Source organism: Winslowiella toletana, assembly GCF_032164335.1.
In the GTDB taxonomy this organism is placed as follows: domain Bacteria; phylum Pseudomonadota; class Gammaproteobacteria; order Enterobacterales; family Enterobacteriaceae; genus Erwinia; species Erwinia toletana_A.
On the sequence record NZ_CP134152.1, the window covers coordinates 4,703,216 to 4,723,352 of the forward strand.

17 protein-coding genes are annotated in these 20,137 nt (G+C 53.4%); 4 read left to right on the top strand and 13 right to left on the bottom strand.

Translation table 11 applies throughout. The features are described from left to right. From rffA to trxA, 10 genes are all read right to left on the bottom strand, one after another. Positions 1-1,131: a dTDP-4-amino-4,6-dideoxygalactose transaminase gene (rffA, locus tag RIN69_RS21375; protein WP_313854413.1), complete on the bottom strand. Its 1,131-nt coding sequence runs from the start codon at positions 1,129-1,131 to the stop codon at positions 1-3. A gap of 4 nt (positions 1,132-1,135) precedes the next feature. Next, entirely contained in the window at positions 1,136-1,828 is a 693-nt protein-coding gene (rffC, locus tag RIN69_RS21380; RefSeq protein WP_313854415.1) for a dTDP-4-amino-4,6-dideoxy-D-galactose acyltransferase, read from the bottom strand. Then, positions 1,806-2,687: a glucose-1-phosphate thymidylyltransferase RfbA gene (gene rfbA, locus RIN69_RS21385; RefSeq protein WP_313854417.1), complete on the bottom strand. Its 882-nt coding sequence runs from the start codon at positions 2,685-2,687 to the stop codon at positions 1,806-1,808. The genes rffC and rfbA overlap by 23 nt, the downstream gene beginning before the upstream one ends. Positions 2,688-2,709: 22 nt before the next feature. Further along, positions 2,710-3,777, bottom strand: a complete 1,068-nt coding sequence (gene rffG, locus RIN69_RS21390) for a dTDP-glucose 4,6-dehydratase (protein ID WP_313854419.1) — start codon at positions 3,775-3,777, stop codon at positions 2,710-2,712. Next, positions 3,774-5,036: a UDP-N-acetyl-D-mannosamine dehydrogenase gene (gene wecC, locus RIN69_RS21395; protein ID WP_313854421.1), complete on the bottom strand. Its 1,263-nt coding sequence runs from the start codon at positions 5,034-5,036 to the stop codon at positions 3,774-3,776. The genes rffG and wecC overlap by 4 nt, the downstream gene beginning before the upstream one ends. After that, the gene (gene wecB, locus RIN69_RS21400) at positions 5,033-6,163 is read right to left on the bottom strand and encodes a non-hydrolyzing UDP-N-acetylglucosamine 2-epimerase (RefSeq protein WP_313854424.1); all 1,131 of its coding nucleotides are present in this window, start codon (positions 6,161-6,163) and stop codon (positions 5,033-5,035) included. Before wecB ends, wecC begins: the two co-directional genes overlap by 4 nt. A gap of 52 nt (positions 6,164-6,215) precedes the next feature. After that, positions 6,216-7,268, bottom strand: a complete 1,053-nt coding sequence (wzzE, locus tag RIN69_RS21405; RefSeq protein ID WP_313854426.1) for an ECA polysaccharide chain length modulation protein — start codon at positions 7,266-7,268, stop codon at positions 6,216-6,218. 21 nt (positions 7,269-7,289) lie between these two features. After that, positions 7,290-8,387, bottom strand: coding sequence for a UDP-N-acetylglucosamine--undecaprenyl-phosphate N-acetylglucosaminephosphotransferase (gene wecA / locus RIN69_RS21410; RefSeq protein ID WP_313854428.1), 1,098 nt, complete (start codon positions 8,385-8,387; stop codon positions 7,290-7,292). A 349-nt stretch (positions 8,388-8,736) separates the two neighbouring features. Beyond that, positions 8,737-9,996 carry a transcription termination factor Rho gene (rho, locus tag RIN69_RS21415; RefSeq protein ID WP_052900533.1) on the bottom strand — a complete coding sequence of 420 codons (1,260 nt, stop codon included), beginning with the start codon at positions 9,994-9,996 and terminating at the stop codon, positions 8,737-8,739. A 363-nt stretch (positions 9,997-10,359) separates the two neighbouring features. Beyond that, on the bottom strand, positions 10,360-10,692 hold the full coding sequence (gene trxA, locus RIN69_RS21420; protein ID WP_313854435.1) for a thioredoxin TrxA: 333 nt from the start codon (positions 10,690-10,692) through the stop codon (positions 10,360-10,362). A 117-nt stretch (positions 10,693-10,809) separates the two neighbouring features. Here trxA and rhlB point away from each other — a divergent pair, with 117 nt between their 5' ends. Together rhlB and gppA are read left to right on the top strand one after the other, a co-directional pair. Further along, positions 10,810-12,105 carry an ATP-dependent RNA helicase RhlB gene (gene rhlB / locus RIN69_RS21425; RefSeq protein ID WP_313854438.1) on the top strand — a complete coding sequence of 432 codons (1,296 nt, stop codon included), beginning with the start codon at positions 10,810-10,812 and terminating at the stop codon, positions 12,103-12,105. Between the two features lie 7 nt (positions 12,106-12,112). Next, positions 12,113-13,597 carry a guanosine-5'-triphosphate,3'-diphosphate diphosphatase gene (gene gppA, locus RIN69_RS21430; protein ID WP_313854439.1) on the top strand — a complete coding sequence of 495 codons (1,485 nt, stop codon included), beginning with the start codon at positions 12,113-12,115 and terminating at the stop codon, positions 13,595-13,597. 2 nt (positions 13,598-13,599) lie between these two features. Here gppA and rep read toward each other — a convergent pair whose 3' ends face one another. Continuing rightward, positions 13,600-15,621 carry a DNA helicase Rep gene (gene rep, locus RIN69_RS21435; RefSeq protein ID WP_313854440.1) on the bottom strand — a complete coding sequence of 674 codons (2,022 nt, stop codon included), beginning with the start codon at positions 15,619-15,621 and terminating at the stop codon, positions 13,600-13,602. 88 nt (positions 15,622-15,709) lie between these two features. Here rep and ppiC point away from each other — a divergent pair, with 88 nt between their 5' ends. Further along, entirely contained in the window at positions 15,710-15,991 is a 282-nt protein-coding gene (gene ppiC / locus RIN69_RS21440; RefSeq protein WP_052900528.1) for a peptidylprolyl isomerase PpiC, read from the top strand. Positions 15,992-16,041: 50 nt separating this feature from the next. Here ppiC and ilvC read toward each other — a convergent pair whose 3' ends face one another. Beyond that, positions 16,042-17,517 carry a ketol-acid reductoisomerase gene (gene ilvC / locus RIN69_RS21445; RefSeq protein WP_313854443.1) on the bottom strand — a complete coding sequence of 492 codons (1,476 nt, stop codon included), beginning with the start codon at positions 17,515-17,517 and terminating at the stop codon, positions 16,042-16,044. A gap of 166 nt (positions 17,518-17,683) precedes the next feature. Between ilvC and ilvY the strand changes: the two genes are divergently transcribed. Beyond that, complete coding sequence (gene ilvY, locus RIN69_RS21450) at positions 17,684-18,565, top strand: HTH-type transcriptional activator IlvY (RefSeq protein WP_313854445.1); 882 nt, start codon at positions 17,684-17,686, stop codon at positions 18,563-18,565. A gap of 23 nt (positions 18,566-18,588) precedes the next feature. Here the strand turns inward: ilvY and ilvA are convergent, their stop codons facing one another. Beyond that, positions 18,589-20,136 (bottom strand): threonine ammonia-lyase, biosynthetic, encoded by a 1,548-nt coding sequence (gene ilvA / locus RIN69_RS21455; protein WP_313854447.1) that lies wholly within the window; start codon positions 20,134-20,136, stop codon positions 18,589-18,591. Between the last annotated feature and the right edge of the window lies 1 nt (position 20,137).

Consider the following 20,137-nt stretch of genomic DNA (forward strand, 5'->3'; position numbering starts at 1 on the left):
TCAGGAAAAGAAGCTCAGCAGCGAGTTAATAACCGTATGCTGGTTATTGTCAGACAAATTGTAAAACAGCGGCAGGCGCAACAGGCGCTCACTTTCCACCGTCGTAAAACGATCTTCGCCAGCAAAACGACCAAAGCGCTTGCCCGCCGGTGACGAATGCAGCGGAATATAGTGAAACACCGCCAGGATTTCCGCTTCTTTCAGCCAGTCAATTAACGCCTGACGCTGCTGCTGGTCGCGCAGTTTAATGTAAAACATATGGGCGTTTTGCTGGCAGTCAGCCGGAACGGCAGGTAGCGTAATGCGTCCGCTGTCAGCCAGCGGCTGCAGCGCATCATAGTAGCGCTGCCACAGGCTGAGGCGCTGTTGGTTAATCTGCGTCGCCGCTTCCAGTTGCGCCCACAGCCAGGCGGCCTGTAAGTCCGACATCAGATAGCTCGAACCGATATCGCGCCAGGTGTACTTATCCACCTGACCGCGGAAGAACTGGCTGCGGTTCGTACCTTTTTCACGAATAATTTCAGCGCGCTCAACCAACGCGGCATCATTAATCAGCGTCGCGCCACCTTCACCGCCAGCAGTGTAATTTTTGGTCTCATGGAAGCTAAAGCAACCAATATGGCCGATGCTGCCAAGCGCTTTACCTTTGTAAGTCGACATCACGCCCTGCGCGGCATCCTCAATCACAAACAGCTTATAGCGTTCCGCCAGCGCCATAATCGCGTCCATTTCACAGGCCACGCCAGCGTAATGCACCGGAACGATAGCCCGTGTTTTTTCGGTGATAGCTGCTTCAATCAGCGTCTCATCGATATTCATGGTGTCCGGGCGCACATCGACAAACACGATGGTGGCACCGCGCAGCACAAAGGCATTGGCAGTCGAAACAAAGGTGTAGCTCGGCATAATCACTTCATCGCCGGGCTGGATATTAATTAATATCGCGGCCATCTCCAGCGAAGCGGTACAGGAGGGCGTCAGCAACACTTTTTTGCTGCCGAAATGCTGCTCCATCCACTGCTGACAGCGGCGGGTAAAGCCGCCATCGCCGCACAGTTTGCCGCTGGTCATGGCTGACTGCATATATTCGATTTCGGTTCCGACTATCGGTGGCGCATTAAATGGAATCATGGGGTTACCTGTATAGCCAGTAAGCGGTGCTCTCAACGCTGGCACCGCTGGCAAGATAGAGCCGCAGTGCGGCGAGATTGCTGAGTTGAGTCGCCACGCGCAAACGCGTCAGTCGACGGGCCTGACACCAGTCCGCTGCCGCCTGTACCAGCCGCTTGCCAACACCTTTACCACGCGCTGGTGGCAGGCTGGCCAGCAGGCCGATACGCGCTTCAGCGTCGCCAAGCTCACGCAGTGAAACAAACCCTTCGATTGACCCCGCCTCATCAACTGCCAGCAGACACTGGTGGTCAAAGCTACCGCGTACCGCATTCTCAATCCACTGCGCATAAAAGCGCCCGCTGTCACCCGGTTGATACCAGGGCGCACGAAAACGGCTCTGTGAGAATGCCTCGCTGGCAACATCACGCAGCTGAGCAATATGTTCGGGGCGTGCAATACGAATGCCAGCTTGTCGTTGAGCACCGCTAATGGTCAGCGCTAAATCGACTTCGCCTTCGACTAACTGAAAGCCCAGCGCGCTCAGGGCATCAATTTCTGCCGTCTGATGGCTATAAAGTTTGGCCTGCACTACATCAAAAGCGGACAGCTGTTCAGGGCCGAGCGGCTGCGTGCCGCTCAGATCCAGCAGGCCACTGTTCAGGGCGAAAAAGTTGTTTTCCCACTCAAGGGGTTTAATACTGGCGAGGACGGGCATGAAGCAGATCCAACAGATATTTGCCATAACCGGTTTTCACCAGCGCCTGTGCGGCACGCCGCACGCCCTCATCATCCAGCCAGCCATTACGCCAGCCAATTTCTTCCAGACAGGCAATTTTAAAGCCCTGACGTTTTTCCACCGTCTGCACAAAGGTGCTGGCTTCAATCAGGCTGTCGTGGGTGCCGGTATCCAGCCAGGCAAAGCCCCGTCCCAGCAGCTCAACCGTCAGTTCACCACGCTCAAGGTACATCTGATTGATTGAGGTGATTTCCAGCTCGCCACGTTCGGATGGTTTGACCTGTTTGGCAAACTCCACGACCTGATTGTCATAGAAATAGAGCCCGGTCACGGCCCAGTTGGATTTCGGCTGTTTCGGCTTCTCTTCCAGCGACAACGCGCGGAAGTTGTCATCGAATTCAACCACGCCAAATCGTTCCGGATCCATCACCTGATAACCAAATACCGTCGCGCCCTGGGTACGCGCTGCAACATTGCGCAGTTTCGGACTAAACCCCTGCCCGAAATAGATATTATCGCCGAGCACCAGACAGCAAGCGTCGTCGCCGATAAACTCCTCACCAATAATAAATGCCTGTGCCAGACCATCAGGATTCGGCTGTTCGGCATAGTGCAGATGAATACCAAACTCGTCGCCGTTACCCAGCAGATTCTGATACTGCGCCTTATCCTGCGGCGTGGTGATAATCATGATTTCGCGAATCCCCGCCAGCATCAGCACGGACAGCGGGTAATAAATCATCGGCTTATCATAGACCGGCAACAGCTGCTTCGAGATTCCCCGGGTGATGGGATGCAGACGCGTACCCGAACCGCCTGCCAGAATGATACCTTTCATCGCCAGCTCCTCACTGTTGCGTCTACCGGGACAAGCCAAGCCGTTCGAGCTTGTAACTGCCATTCAAAATGTTTTGCCACCAGCTTTCGTTAGTTAAAAACCAGCTGACGGTTTTACGCATCCCGCTTTCGAATGTTTCCTGAGGTCGCCAGCCCAGTTCGCGATCGATTTTGCTGGCGTCAATCGCATAGCGTAAATCATGGCCCGGACGGTCGGTAACAAAGGTGATCAAATCACGGTAATGACTGATGCCCGCCGGTTTTTCCGGTGCCAGCTCTTCCAGCAGCGCGCACAGTGTTTCAACCACTTCAATATTACGGCGTTCATTATGCCCACCGATATTGTAGGTCTCGCCAACCCGGCCCTGCGTGACGACCAGATAGAGCGCCCGCGCATGATCTTCAACATACAGCCAGTCACGAATTTGTCCGCCGTTGCCATACACCGGCAGCGCTTTACCCGCCAGCGCGTTGATGATCATCAGTGGAATCAATTTTTCCGGGAAGTGATACGGCCCGTAATTATTCGAGCAGTTGGTGATCACCACCGGCAAACCGTAAGTGCGCAGCCAGGCACGAACCAAATGGTCGCTGCTGGCTTTGCTGGCGGAATAGGGACTGCTTGGCGCGTAAGGTGTGCTTTCAGTAAACAGCGCGTCGCCATCGTGCAGATCGCCAAACACTTCATCGGTCGAGATATGATGGAAGATAAACGCGTCTTTTTTTTCCGCGTCCAGGGCCGACCAGTAGTGGCGCGCCGCTTCTAACAGTTGGTAGGTACCGATAATATTGGTTTCAATAAAGGCCACCGGGCCATCAATTGAACGGTCTACATGGCTTTCAGCAGCCAGGTGCATAATCGCATCCGGCTGATACTGAGCCATAACCCGATCCAGCGCCGCGCGGTCGCATATATCAACCTGTTCGAAGGCAAAACGCGGATCATCAGCAACCGGAGCCAGTGAAGCCAGGTTACCGGCATAGCTGAGTTTATCGACGACCACCACGCTATCATCGGTTGCAGTGAGAATATGCCTCACCACGGCTGAACCGATAAATCCGGCACCGCCGGTTACAAGGATGCGTTTCAACGCCAGACCCCTTTAGTATCAACAATCCACTGCTGGCTAATCTGCGCGCTATCAATCGCTTTAAATTGTTGATGGTCGACTAGCATCACCAGTACATCAGCCTGCTGCAACGCGGTCTCTACCGATACCAGCGTTGCTTCATTTGCCAGTTTGTCCGGAATACTTTCTACATTCGGCTCCACCACCCAGGTTTCACCGGCATTCCAGCCGGCTATCAGATGGGCGACGGTCATCGCCGGGCTTTCACGCAGATCGTCGATATTCGGTTTGAAGGCCAGACCAAAACAGGCCACTTTCAGCTCACTGGCACGCTTGTCGCAGTGTGCCAGGCAATCAGCCACCGTGCGCTTCACCTGATCCAGCACCCAATGCGGTTTCGCATCGTTGACTTCACGAGCGGTACGAATCAGTCGCGCCTGCGTCGGGTTTTGTGCCACGATAAACCACGGATCAACCGCGATGCAGTGCCCCCCGACGCCCGGCCCAGGCTGTAAAATATTGACGCGCGGATGGCGGTTCGCCAGCGCAATCAGTTCCCAGACGTTAATCCCCTGATCGGCACAAATTAGTGATAATTCATTGGCAAAAGCAATGTTAACGTCGCGGAAGCTATTTTCTGTCAGCTTACACATCTCGGCGGTGCGCGCATTGGTGATGACGCACTCCCCTTCAAGAAAGATGTTATACAGTTCGCTGGCACGCGCCGAGCAGACCGGCGACATGCCACCGATTACCCGATCGTTTTTGATCAGTTCTACCATCACCTGACCCGGCAATACGCGCTCCGGACAGTAAGCGATGTTGATATCGGCCTGCTCGCCAGCCTGCTGCGGAAAGGTCAGATCGGGGCGGGCTTCCGCCAGCCACTCAGCCATTTGCTCGGTGGCACCGACCGGCGAGGTGGATTCGAGAATCACCAGGTCGCCCTTTTTCAGCACCTCCGCCAGCGACAGCGCCGCAGCCTGCACGTAACGCATATCCGGCTGATGATCGCCCTTAAATGGCGTAGGCACCGCGATCAAAAAGGCGTCGGCGGCTCTCGGCTCAACTGCCGCCTGCAAATAACCCCCTTCCACTGCACTTTTCACCACGCGGTCAAGATCTGGCTCGACAATATGGATTTCGCCGCGATTTATGGTATCCACTGCACGCTGATTAATATCAATGCCGATAACTTTTTTCTGGTGGGAGGCAAAGGCTGCGGCGGTTGGCAGGCCAATATAGCCCAGACCAATAACTGAAATGGTGTCAAAACTCATAGGGTTACTCGATTATTTTTCAGAGCCTGCACGATGCGCTCGCAGGCATGACCATCACCGTAGGGATTGTGCGCGCGACTCATTGCATGATATTCATCTTCATCGGTCAGCAGGCGGTTTACTTCTGACACAATCCGCTCCACATCGGTGCCGACCAGGCGAACCGTTCCAGCCTCAACCGCTTCAGGTCGCTCCGTCGTTTCACGCATTACCAGCACCGGCTTGCCCAGCGATGGCGCTTCTTCCTGAATGCCACCGGAGTCGGTAAGAATCAGCCATGAACGGTGCATCAGCCAGACAAAGGGCAGATACTCCTGCGGCTCTATCAGCGCGATATTGTCGATATCCTTCAGGATACGATTGACCGGTTCACTGACGTTGGGATTAAGATGAACCGGATAGACAATCTGCACGTCCGGATGCAAACGGGCGATTTCCGCCAGCGCGTGGCAGATACGCTCAAAACCCTCACCGAAGCTCTCGCGGCGATGGCCAGTAACCAGAATCATCTTCTTATCGGCCGATAAAAACGGATAGCGGCTGGCCAGCTTTTCACGGAACGAGTTATCTTTCAGCACCTGGTCACGCACCCAGAACAGCGCGTCGATTACCGTATTGCCGGTGACAAAAACACGCTCTCCGGGTACGTTTTCGCGCAGCAAGTTCTGCCGGGAGTTCTCAGTTGGTGTGAAATGTAAGCTGGCTAAATGTCCGGTAAGTTTGCGGTTGCCCTCTTCTGGCCAGGGAGACCAGAGATCGCCAGTGCGCAGACCGGCTTCGACATGACCGACAGGAATACGGTGATAGAACGCGGCGAGGCTGGCCGCCATGGTGGTAGTGGTATCACCATGTACCAGCACCACATCAGGTTTAAAATCAGCAAAAACTGACTTTAATCCTTCCAGAATACGGCAGGTAATTTCGGTCAGCCCCTGCTCGGGACGCATAATATTCAGATCGTAATCCGGCGTCAGCGAAAACAAGCGCAACACCTGGTCCAGCATCTCCCGATGCTGGGCGGTGACGCAGAGACGCGAGTCAATTTGCGGATCCTGAGATAAAGCATGGACCAGCGGCGCCATTTTAATGGCTTCCGGGCGCGTGCCGAAAACAGTCAATACTTTCACTGTAGCTCTCTTAATTCGTCTGCCGTTAGTACGGAATCAGGTAAGCGCGCAATTAAGCGCGTGGTCGACGTACCAGCGCAACGCCTGCGCCAATTAGCGCACCCACTGCACCCCACATAATCATTAAGAACAGGCGACGCGGACTGTCGCGCTTAACAGGCTCCTCAGGCGTCCGCAGATAGCGATACGTCTGGAATTTGGCATCCAGCGTTGGGCCCACATCCAGCGTCGACAGCATCGCCCGGTTTTGATCGTAATCCAGATCGTAGCTTGGGCCGCTGGCCTCAAGATTTTCTAAACGCGCCTGCAACATTGGACGTCCCAGCAGGAACAGTTCGGAATCGGGTAGTTGCTCAGAAGGGGTATCGGTTTTGGTCTGATTAATTCCTTGCTGCTGGGCAATTTTCAGCCCCTGCTGCACCGCATTAACCTGGCGATCGTAAATCGCCTTTGCCACCGCTTCCTGACGTTTCACCTGCGCTTTTAACTGAATAGTTCGCGCCGCCCAGGCCCCACTCAGCTCTTCATTAAGATGGCGCGCTGAACGCTGGCTGGCGAAGGCGACATACTGACGCAGCAGGTTGTTGGCATCTGCCGCAGTTTCAGCCACCAGCTTGACGCTATCACTAATATTTTTCGTCGCATCGGCGGCAGTAAACTGAATATTGTTGACCATTTCATCCAGCAAAGCCGCATCATTTTTGTTGTTACCACTTTTACGATGCTGGTAATAATCGGTCTGCAGCCAGAAGTCGCGGCGCGTGTCATAAGCTGACAACTGCATCACGAATTCCTGATAGGCGTCATCCATCACCGTCGGTTGCGGCGCAACCGCCATCGAACTGGTACGCGCATCAAGATTACGCAGGAACTGTTGCTGGGAGTAGTAACCACCCAGCATATTGACCGTCGGGCGGTCAGTAATCGCGGTAGTGCTCCACTCTTGCTTCACTAACAGTGAATAGATAAAGGCGACAGCGATAAACAGTAACGCCAGACCGATAATCCATGGTTTTCCTCGCCATAACGTGCAGCAAAGACCGCGAATATCTAACTCATTATCCACAGTGGCCGAGCGTGACATATTTTCAGGTTCTGTTTTCATGGCGTCCTTTACCTGGTTTATTCAGGAAATTTTCTTATTGGCACTCGAGTTGCGCATTCTGCGCTTCATACGTTTGATAAAACGAGCCACTCTCCAGGCGCGCTTAATGCAGTAGCCATACAACGCAAATGCAAGCAAGAAGAGTGCCAACATCACCCATTCAGGAATAAATTTGAGATACTCGCCCATCACGCCAATGCCAGCCAACAGCGCGGCTGCCAGCGTGATCAGAACAAAAGCCTGACGAGAGGTAAAACCCGCACGCATGATCAGATGATGAATATGCTGGCGATCGGCAGAGAATGGACTCATCCCCTTACGCAGCCGGCGGTACATGATGGCAATCATGTCCATCAAGGGAATGGCGATCAGCCACAGTGCGGTCACCGGAGTAATCGGGTGTGTCTCGCCCTGAGTTGTTTCCAGTAAAATCCAGATAATGGTGAAACCAATCAGCGTACTGCCTGCGTCACCCATAAACACTTTATAGCGTCTGCCAAAGGTGCCGAGATTAAGCATGATATAGGGCACGATGGCAGCAATCATCGCGAAGCACCACATTGCCAGACTGAGCTGCCCGTCGATAAACAGGATGATGCCGATAGCGGCAAAGGTGACGCACGACAGGCCGCCAAGCAGACCGTCAATGCCGTCTACCATGTTAAAGGCGTTAATCGCCGCCCATACGGCAAACAGCGTCAGCACATAACCAAATGGCCCGACGACCAGCTCCCAGGAGCCAAAGATATGGCCAAGGCTTAGCAGGTAGAGATTACCGTAATACATCATCACAACCGCAATCAGCGCCTGTACCGAGGCGCGCAGCTTCACGCTAATATCATAGCGATCGTCCAGCGCACCGATCAGCACCAACACGCCAGCGCAGCTCAGATAGAGCCAGGCATGCGGAACGTAATAATTGGTGATTGAAAAGGTAAAGCAAATCCCTGCGTAGACTGAAATACCACCAACAAGTGGGATCACACCCTGATGGCGCTTGCGGTAGTTTGGCTTGTCCACCAGTCCAATTTTTTTAGCTACTTTTCGCGCAAAAAACAGAAATACCAGTGAAAACAAAAATATTGAAGCAAGCTCAGTACTCATCGTGAGTAAATTCACATTAACAGCTCTCAGCAAAGAATCTCAGGTCGACCTGCATTATGTATGCAAAAATCATACCCGATTCTGAAATCCTGCAATGGCGAAGGGCAAATACTTTAACGCCATCCTTACCATCATTTTATATGCGGGCCCGGTGCCCATTTGAATAGTTAACCGCTATTCCCGTGAACAATCCATCAGCGAATACTGAAAGAAAGCGCAAAAGAATAAGGGCTAATAGTCATTCAAATTACGATTGAATCTAATACGCTGCTGCCTGACTAATCAGACTGGCACACATATCGTATAGCCCATAAACGAAAAACGCCACGTCTGAGCGTGGCGATTTGCGGGATTTTTCTGTTTTTCAGGAGCGCTTCATCATATCGAAGAATTCGTCGTTGGTTTTCGTCATCGCCAACTTATTGATGAGGAACTCCATCGCATCGATCTCACCCATCGGGTGAATAATCTTACGCAGGATCCACATTTTCTGCAGCTCTTCCTGGGAAGTCAGCAGCTCTTCTTTACGGGTACCCGAGCGATTATAGTCAATAGCCGGGAAGACGCGTTTTTCAGCAATTTTACGGGCGAGATGCAGCTCCATGTTACCGGTGCCTTTAAACTCTTCGTAAATCACTTCATCCATCTTCGAACCGGTATCAACCAGTGCGGTCGCGATGATGGTCAGGCTTCCGCCCTCTTCCACGTTACGCGCAGCACCGAAGAAACGCTTCGGACGATGCAGGGCGTTAGCATCCACACCACCGGTTAACACTTTACCGGAAGCCGGTACAACGGTGTTATAAGCACGCGCCAGACGGGTAATGGAGTCAAGCAGGATGATCACATCTTTCTTGTGTTCAACCAGACGCTTGGCTTTCTCGATAACCATCTCGGCAACCTGCACGTGACGTGAAGCCGGCTCATCAAAGGTGGAAGCAATCACTTCACCCTTAACCAGACGCTGCATTTCGGTCACTTCTTCCGGACGTTCGTCGATCAGCAATACCATCAGCACACAATCAGGGTGATTGTAGGCAATGCTCTGCGCGATGTTCTGCAGCAGCATGGTTTTACCCGCTTTAGGCGGTGCGACGATCAAACCACGCTGGCCACGACCGATTGGCGAAGCCAGGTCGAGTACACGTGCGGTTAAATCTTCGGTAGAACCATTACCACGCTCCATACGCAGACGAGAGTTAGCGTGCAGCGGCGTTAAGTTCTCAAACAGAATTTTGCTACGCGCGTTTTCTGGTTTGTCGTAGTTAACCTCATTAACTTTCAGCAGTGCAAAGTAACGCTCGCCCTCTTTTGGCGGACGAATTTTGCCTGAAATGGTATCACCAGTGCGGAGGTTAAAACGGCGGATTTGGCTGGGAGAAACGTAGATATCATCGGGACCGGCGAGGTAGGAGCTGTCTCCAGAACGGAGGAAACCAAATCCGTCCTGCAATATCTCCAATACGCCATCGCCGAAGATATCTTCGCCGCTTTTTGCATGCTGCTTAAGGATGGCGAAAATGATGTCCTGTTTGCGCATGCGGGCCAGGTTTTCCAGCCCCATATTTTCGCCGAGAGTTATCAGATCAGAAACCGGCGTATTTTTTAATTCGGTAAGATTCATAATGGTGGGTTCTTAAACTCGGGGTAAATCTCGAAATGATTGTCGTGAATGGTATGGCAATATCGTCCATGCCTGTTATATGGCACTGTTTCCGTTGTCCGCTCGGCGATCATTTGCAGGAAAATGCTGATCTGAAAACGAGGAGACGGTTGGAACGCGATGCCGGAAATTATTGATGCTAGCCGTCAGATTGCTGAATGCCTGAAAATTTCGGTGCGAAATACAGTATTCAACAAGGGAAAATCTAAGATTCAAACTACAGGTAAGTAAGTTTGCAATGCAGTAAAAGTAAGTTAGCACGCTTAAAGCCGGGCGTCTAGCGGTCTGCGTAAAATTAAGAAGACCGCCAGAGCCGACCAGGGTTTAGCCCAGATTTGCGTTCAGGAACTCTTTCAGTTGGCCTTTAGACAGTGCGCCAACTTTAGTTGCTGCCACTTCACCGTTTTTGAATAACAACAGTGTCGGGATGCCGCGAATACCGTACTTAGGCGCAGTGCCTGGGTTTTCATCGATATTCAGCTTCGCGATAGTCAGCTTACCTTCGTACTCGTCAGCGACTTCATCCAGAATCGGTGCAATCATTTTGCATGGGCCACACCACTCTGCCCAGAAATCAACCAGCGTTAAACCTTCGGCTTTCAGGACGTCGGTTTCGAAGCTGTCATCGGTCAGGTGAACAATTTTATCGCTGCTCATGTCTTACTCCACAAGATTATGCCTGGCTGGTTGGCGTAAAATCTGCCAACTTAGGTTGACTTTATTTCACCGGATACGCTTTCGTAAAGCAATAGTAAGCTGATATTCTACCACACTATGAGCAAAACACACTTAACCGAACAGAAGTTTTCCGACTTCGCCCTGCACCCTCAGGTGATTGAAGCCCTTGAAAGTAAAGGGTTTCATAACTGCACGCCTATCCAGGCGCTCGCATTACCTTTCACGCTCGAAGGGCGTGATGTAGCAGGTCAGGCGCAAACCGGTACCGGCAAAACGATGGCGTTTCTGACGTCAACGTTCCATCATCTTCTTTCTCACCCGGCTGCTGAAGGTCGCCAGGTGAATCAACCGCGCGCGCTAATCATGGCTCCAACGCGTGAACTGGCCGTGCAAATCCATGCTGATGCTGAACCTCTGACTAAGTCTACCGGCCTGAAATTAGGACTGGCTTACGGCGGTGATGGTTACGATAAACAGCTTAAAGTGCTGGAAAGCGGTGTGGACGTGCTGATTGGCACCACTGGTCGTCTGATCGACTATGCCAAGCAGAACCATATCAACCTCGGCGCCATTCAGGTCGTGGTACTCGATGAAGCCGATCGCATGTTCGATCTTGGTTTTATTAAAGACATCCGCTGGTTATTCCGCCGTATGCCGGCCACCAATCAGCGTCTTAATATGCTGTTCTCCGCCACGCTCTCCTGGCGCGTTCGTGAGCTAGCTTTCGAACATATGAACAACGCAGAGTACATTGAAGTCGAGCCAGAGCAGAAAACCGGCCACCGCATTCAGGAAGAGCTGTTCTACCCTTCTAACGAAGAGAAGATGCGTTTATTACAGACGCTGCTGGAAGAAGAGTGGCCAGATCGCGCGATCGTGTTTGCCAACACCAAACACCGCTGTGAAGACGTCTGGGGCCACCTGGCTGCTGACGGGCATCGCGTTGGTTTGCTGACCGGCGATGTGGCGCAGAAAAAACGCCTGCGTATTCTTGAAGATTTCACCAAAGGTGATGTAGACATTCTGGTCGCAACCGACGTTGCCGCGCGTGGTTTGCATATCCCTGCCGTGACTCACGTGTTTAACTACGACTTGCCCGACGATCGCGAAGACTACGTGCACCGCATCGGCCGTACCGGTCGTGCTGGCGCCAGCGGTCACTCGATTAGCCTCGCTTGTGAAGAGTACGCACTCAACCTGCCGGCAATCGAAGAGTATATCGGCCACAGCATTCCGGTCAGTAAATACAACAGCGATGCGCTGATGACCGATTTGCCACCGCCGAAGCGCTTAACGCGTAATCGCTCAGGCAATGGTCCGCGCCGGGGTGGTAACAACAACAATCGTCGTGGTAGTGCGCCGCGCAACAATAACCGTAAACGTTCGAGTTAAGTCAGCCATGCTAAGCACCTCGTCACTCTATGCTGCAATAGACCTCGGGTCGAACAGCTTTCATATGTTAGTGGTGCGCGAGGTGGCGGGCAATATCCAGACCGTTGCGCGTATAAAGCGTAAAGTGCGTCTCGCTGCGGGCCTCGACCCGAAAAATCATCTGTCGGATGAAGCGATGGCGCGCGGCTGGCAGTGTCTGAAACTGTTCTCCGAGCAGTTGCAGGACATTCCGCCAGAGCAGATTCGCGTGGTGGCAACCGCCACGCTGCGTCTGGCAGCCAACGCGGATGCCTTTCTGCATACCGCCGGGGAAATTCTCGGTTGCCCGATTAACGTTATCACCGGCGAAGAAGAGGCGCGCCTGATTTATCAGGGTGTTGCTCACACTACCGGTGGTTCCGATCGGCGTTTAGTGGTGGATATTGGCGGTGGTAGTACCGAACTGGTCACCGGCAGTGGTTCACAAGCGACCTCGCTGTTCAGTTTATCGATGGGTTGTGTCACCTGGCTGGAACGCTACTTCACCGATCGCCATTTGGGCAAGGCGAACTTTGAGCAGGCCGAACAGGCAGCACGTGCCATGATTCAACCCATAACCGATACCTTGCGAAGCCACGGCTGGCAAGTCTGTGTCGGTGCTTCCGGCACCGTTCAGGCATTGCAGGAGATTATGGTGGCGCAGGGAATGGACGAGCGCATCACTCTCAGTAAACTGCAGCAGCTAAAACAGCGCGCTATTCAGTGCGGTAAACTGGAAGAGCTTGAAATTGAAGGGCTTACGCTGGAACGTGCGCTGGTGTTTCCGAGTGGCTTATCGATTCTGATCGCCATTTTTCAGGAGCTGAATATTGAAAGCATGTTGCTGGCAGGCGGCGCACTGCGCGAAGGCCTGGTGTATGGCATGCTGCATCTGCCTGTTGACCGCGATATCCGCAGCCGCACGCTGCAAAATGTTCAGCGCCGTTTTGCCATTGATGCCGAGCAGGCAGAGCGCGTGCGTCAGCTGGCGCAAACTTTTTCCCGCCAGGTGAACCAGCAGTGGAAGCTGGATGATCGATGTCGGGAGCTGCTGGAAAGTGCCAGCCTGATCCACGAAATTGGCCTCAGCGTCGATTTCAAACAGGCACCGCAACATGCTGCCTATTTAGTTCGTCATCTTGACCTGCCCGGCTATACTCCCGCTCAGAAAAAACTGCTGGCAACTTTGCTACAAAATCAGGGAAACAGCATCGATCTGGCGCTATTAAGCCAACAAAATGCCGTACCGCCGCGTATGGCAGAGCGTATGTGCCGATTGTTGCGACTGGCGATTATTTTTGCCAGCCGACGTCGTGATGATGCCCTGCCAGCGGTACGATTGCAGGCTGATGATGACACTTTGCATCTGACCTTACCCGCTGGCTGGCTGGAGGCGCATCCCTTACGCGCTGAATTGCTCGAGCAGGAAAGTCACTGGCAGAGTTATGTTCACTGGCCGCTAACGATTTCCTGAGACTAGCCGCCTTTCGCCTTATCAATCATCGCACGTAAATTGGCTACCCGACTCTGGCCAGTTTGCATGCGTTCTTGCGCGCTGACCACTTTACGTTCGCTTTCCCATTTCAGATCGTCCTGCGGCAGTTCCAGCAGAAAACGGCTCGGCTCTGGCCGCACCATTTCGCCATACTGACGGCGCTCGCGGCACAAAGTAAAGGTCAGCTCTTTCTGCGCGCGGGTGATACCAACATAGGCCAGACGGCGCTCTTCCTCGACGTTATCTTCATCAATACTGCTCTGATGCGGCAGCAGCCCCTCTTCCATACCAACCAGATAAACGTACGGGAACTCCAGGCCTTTAGAGGCGTGCAATGTCATCAGCTGAACCTGATCAAGCTCTTCATCGCTTTCGCCACGCTCCATCATGTCGCGCAGCGTAAAGCGCGTCACCACCTGAGTTAAACTCATCGGCTCGTCTATATCGCTGCCTTCCAGCATTTCCGACATCCACTGGAACAGGGTATTGACGTTTTTCATGCGCATTTCAGCCGCTTTAGGACTGGCCGAGGTTTCAAATAGCCAGCTTTCATAGTCGATACCGCGAATCAAATCCCGCACCGCCTCAATCGGCTCACGCTCTGCCAGACGGGCAATTTCCTGTAACCAGCCGGTGAAACGCTGCAAGGATTCAAGACCCCGCCCGGTTAACGTCTGGCTAAGCCCCATATCAAAGCTGGCGCTTAACAGGCTCTTGTTGCGCAGCATCGCCCACTCTCCCAGCTTCTGCAGCGTCGCCGGGCCAATTTCGCGCCGTGGCGTGTTCACAATGCGCAGAAAAGCACTGTCGTCATCAGCATTAGTAAGAATGCGCAGATAGGCCAGCAGGTCCTTAATTTCCGGACGCGAGAAAAATGAGGTGCCGCCCGAGATACGATAAGGGATCCGGTTCTGCATCAGCATTTTTTCAAATACCCGCGACTGGTGATTGCCGCGATAAAGAATGGCGTAATCTTTATACTGCGTTTTATTAATAAAGTGATGGGCGATCAGCTCGCCGGTGACACGCTCCGCCTCATGCTCTTCATGGTTGGCCGTCACCACTTTCAACTCTGCACCGTAGCCCAGTTCGGAAAACAGTCGCTTTTCAAACACGTGCGGGTTGTTGGCAATCAGGATATTAGCCGCTTTCAGAATACGCTCGGAGGAACGATAGTTCTGCTCCAGCTTGATCACCTGCAATGCCGGGAAATCTTCTTTCAGCAATACCAGATTTTGCGGCCGCGCACCGCGCCAGGAGTAAATCGACTGGTCGTCGTCGCCCACGACGGTAAAACGCGCGCGCGATCCCACCAGCAGCTTGACCAGTTCGTACTGGCTGGTGTTGGTATCCTGATATTCATCCACCAGCAGGTAGCGAATACGCTGTTGCCAGCGCTCACGCACCTCTTCATTACGTTGCAGCAGCAAGGTCGGCAGCAAAATCAGATCGTCAAAATCCAGCACATTGCAGGACTTCAGGTGACGATCGTATAACGCATAACAATGCGCAAAGATTTTATCTCGCTCACCGCTGACCTGCGCCGCAGCGCGTGGAGGATCGATCAGATCGTTTTTCCAGTTGGAGATGGTCGAGATCAGCTGTTGCAGCAGATTTTTATCATTCTCCAGCCACTCTTCCGTCAGATCTTTTAACAGCGCCAGCTGATCCTGATCGTCAAACAGCGAGAAGTTGGATTTCATTCCCAGCGCCGCATACTCGCGTTTAATAATTTCCAGCCCCAGCGTATGGAATGTGGAAATCATCAGCCCGCGCGCTTCTTTGCGGCCAAGGGTTTGCGCCACACGCTCTTTCATTTCGCGCGAGGCTTTATTGGTAAAAGTCACCGCCGCAATATGGCGCGCCTGGTAACCGCATTCACGGATCAGATGGGCAATCTTATTGGTTATCACCCGCGTCTTGCCGGAACCCGCTCCCGCCAGCACCAGACAAGGTCCGGTGACAAATTCTACCGCTTGTTGTTGGCCAGGATTCAGACGCATAGGGGAAGTCACTCAATGAAATTGCGGAGGGAAGAAATAATAGCGTGGTAGTATAGCGAGCGGAAACCCTAAGACTCAAGGTACGATAATGGCAAAAACCGCGGCAGCATTGCATATCCTTGTTAAGGAAGAGAAACAGGCTCTGGATATTCTGGAGCAACTGAAAAATGGCGGCGACTTCGAGAAGCTGGCGAAGAAGCACTCCACCTGCCCGTCAGGCAAAAAAGGCGGACATTTAGGTGAGTTCAAGCAAGGGGCGATGGTTCCTGCTTTTGATAAAGTGGTGTTCTCCTGCCCGCTGCTGGAACCTTACGGTCCCCTGCACACGCAGTTCGGTTACCACATCATTAAAGTGTTGTACCGCAATTAAAAAAGGCGCCCGAGGGCGCCTTGTAAAGGCGGCGTTTACGCCGCCCTGATTTAGCCCGCTACCGCAATACGTTTCATATCGGTCATATAGCCACGCAGTTTGCGGCCAACTGATTCGATTGGATGATTGCGAATCGCTTCGTTAACATCACGCAGCTGTGCGTTATCCACTGTCGTGGTAGCCACTGCTTTGCCCAGATCGCCAGCCTGCAATGTGGTCATAAACTCTTTCAGCAGTGGCACTGCTGCATAAGAGAACAGGTAGTTACCATATTCTGCGGTATCAGAGATAACCACGTTCATTTCATACAGACGCTTACGTGCAATGGTGTTGGCAATCAGCGGCAGTTCATGCAGTGATTCATAGTAAGCAGACTCTTCAATGATGCCCGCATCAACCATGGTTTCGAATGCCAGTTCAACACCCGCTTTGACCATCGCAATCATCAGCACGCCCTGATCGAAGTAGTCCTGCTCAGCAATCTTACCGTCGAACTGTGGAGCGATTTCAAATGCCGTTTTACCGGTCTCTTCACGCCAGCCCAGCAGTTTCTTATCGTCGTTGGCCCAGTCTGCCATCATGCCGGAGGAGAATTCACCGGAAATGATGTCATCCATATGTTTCTGGAACAGCGGCGCCATAATCTCTTTCAGCTGCTCAGACAGTGCGAAAGCACGCAGTTTCGCCGGGTTAGACAGGCGATCCATCATCAGGGTGATACCGCCCTGCTTCAGCGCTTCGGTCACGGTTTCCCAGCCAAACTGAATCAGTTTTTCTGCGTAAGCCGGGTCTGTGCCCTCTGCTACCAGCTTGTCGAAGCACAGCAGTGAACCGGCCTGCAGCATGCCGCACAGGATGGTCTGCTCGCCCATCAGGTCAGATTTCACTTCAGCAACGAAAGAAGACTCCAGAACGCCGGCACGGTGGCCGCCGGTGGCCGCAGCCCAGGCTTTAGCAATCGCCATGCCTTCGCCTTTAGGATCGTTTTCCGGGTGAACCGCGATCAGCGTAGGGACGCCGAAACCACGTTTGTACTCTTCACGCACTTCGGTGCCCGGACATTTTGGCGCAACCATCACTACGGTGATGTCTTTGCGAACCTGCTCACCCACTTCAACGATGTTAAAGCCGTGAGAATAGCCCAGTGCTGCGCCATCTTTCATCAGTGGCTGAACCGCCTGAACCACCGCCGAGTGCTGCTTGTCCGGAGTCAGGTTAACCACCAGGTCGGCCTGTGGGATCAGATCTTCGTAAGTTCCTACTTTGAAACCGTTTTCGGTCGCTTTCCGCCATGATGCGCGTTTCTCTGCAATCGCTTCTGCGCGCAGAGCGTAAGCCACATCCAGACCAGAATCGCGCATGTTCAGACCCTGGTTCAGGCCCTGAGCACCACAACCAACGATGACGACTTTTTTACCTTTCAGGTAGCTTGCTTCATCAGCAAATTCATCACGCGTCATAAAGCGACATTTACCTAATTGCGCTAACTGGTTGCGCAGGTTCAAAGTATTGAAATAGTTAGCCATGGGTACTCCGTATGAGGTTGTGTTTATCATTTATTCTGGTGGCGTGGCGGTTATTTGCCTCACCGTTAATTGTCCCCATCATATGACAGGAAATGCATTGCTTAAATTGATATATTAACAACGTGACATTGCAAGAACTGCAACGCAAAAACGAGGCCCGCATCGCATGGATTTACGTGACCTGAAACTCTTCCTGCATCTGGCGGAAAGCCGCCATTTTGGCCGCTCGGCGCGCGCCATGCACGTCAGCCCTTCAACGCTGTCGCGCCAGATTCAGCGTCTGGAAGAGGATCTTGGCCAGGCGCTGTTTTTACGTGATAACCGTACTGTTACGCTGACCGATGCCGGTGAACGCCTGCGCCAGTTCGCCCAGCATACTTTGTTGCAATATCAGCAACTGCGCCACGCTATCGGTCAGAACGGCCCGTCGCTTAGCGGTGAAATGCGGCTGTTTTGCTCGGTTACCGCCGCCTACAGCCATTTGCCACCGATTCTTGACCGCTTCCGTGCTGAACATCCACTGGTTGAAATTAAGCTGACAACCGGTGACGCCGCCGATGCAGTGGAGAAGGTCCAGTCTGCCGAAGCGGATCTGGCCATTGCCGGACGCCCGGAAACCTTACCGGGGAGTATCGACTTTACGCCGCTCGGCTATATTCCGCTGGTATTAATCGCACCGGCGCTGTCTTGTCCGGTGCGCAGTCAGGCGACTCAGGAGGAGCCTGACTGGTCGCAGATTCCATTTATCCTGCCGGAACAAGGCCCGGCGCGTCGGCGTATCGACTTATGGTTCCGCCGCCAACGCATTGCCAATCCGCTGATTTACGCCACGGTATCCGGGCATGAGGCGATTGTGTCGATGGTGGCACTGGGCTGCGGTATTGCGTTGCTGCCGGACGTGGTGCTGGAGAACAGCCCTGAACCGGTACGTAATCGCGTGCTGGTGCTGGAGAATATCGAATCAGTTGCACCGTTCGAACTGGGCGTTTGCGTTCAAAAAAAGCGGCTCAATGAGCCGCTTATCGATGCATTCTGGAGCCTGCTGTAGGAGAGCCGTTCACAACTCCCGCGTTATTTTCCGGCCAGGAAGAAGCTGAACGCCGGATTCCGCGTCTCATCGTGGCAGTCATAGCCCAGCGCGGTGAGATGCTGTTCAAATTCCGGTTCGTTTTCTCCCAGCTCAAAACCGGCCAGTACCCGACCGTAGTCGGTGCCGTGACTGCGGTAATGGAACAACGAAATATTCCAGTGAGTACCCAGCGTCTGCAGAAAACGCAGCAGTGCGCCCGGTGACTCCGGGAACTCAAAGCTGAACAGCCTTTCGCGAAGCGGTTTTGACGGGCGTCCGCCGACCATATAGCGTACATGCAGCTTCGCCATTTCATCGTCAGACAGATCCACCACCTTGTAGCCGCCGTCGCTGAGCAGAGCGATGATTTCACCGCGCTCTTCAATGCCACGGGTTAAGCGCACGCCAACAAAAATGCAGGCGTTATCAGCATCAGCATAGCGATAGTTGAACTCGGTGACCGCTCTGCCACCCAACAGCTGGCAAAACTTCAGGAAGCTGCCTTGCTGTTCAGGAATCGTGACCGCCAACAGCGCTTCACGCTGTTCCCCCAGTTCGCAGCGCTCTGATACATAGCGCAGCCCGTGGAAGTTCACGTTGGCCCCCGACAGCACATGCGCCAGCCGTTCGCCTTTGATGTCGTGCTGCTGGATATATTTCTTCATCCCGGCCAGCGCCAGCGCGCCAGAAGGCTCCGCGACCGCGCGCACATCTTCAAACAGGTCTTTCATTGCCGCGCAGATCGCGTCACTGTCAACGGTGATGATGTCGTCGAGATACTCCTGACACAGGCGGAAGGTTTCGTTACCAATACGTTTGACTGCTACGCCTTCAGCAAACAGCCCGACGCGCGGCAGGTCGACCGGTTCACCGGCCTCCAGCGCGGCTTTCAGGCAGGCTGAATCTTCCGCTTCCACCGCAATCACTTTGATTTGCGGCATCAGCTGTTTAATCAGCACTGCCACACCGGCCGCCAGGCCACCTCCGCCAACCGGAACAAATATCCGATCAAGGTGCGCATCCTGCTGCAACAGCTCCATTGCCAGCGTTCCCTGGCCCGCAATCACCGCCGGATGATCGAACGGTGGAACAAAGGTGTAACCCTGAGCTTCCGACAGTTCAATCGCTTTGGCTTTCGCTTCATCGAAATTAGCGCCGAACAGAAAAGCCTCACCGCCAAACGCCCGCACCGCATCGACCTTGATGTCTGCCGTCGCCACTGGCATGACGATCAGCGATTTAATGCCCAGCTTAGTGGCCGACAGCGCCACGCCCTGCGCGTGGTTGCCTGCCGACGCCGTCACTACGCCGCGCGCTTTCTGCTCTTCCGTCAGGCTGGCGATCATCGCGTAAGCGCCGCGCAGCTTAAAGCTGTGAACCGGCTGACGATCTTCGCGTTTTACCAAAATGGTATTACCCAGACGCAAAGAAATTTTTTCCATTTTCTGCAGCGGTGTTACCTGCGCCACTTCGTATACCGGCGCGCGCAACACTGCGCGCAGATACTCAGCACCACAGGGTGCGTCGGATAGCGGTTGAGACTCTGCCATT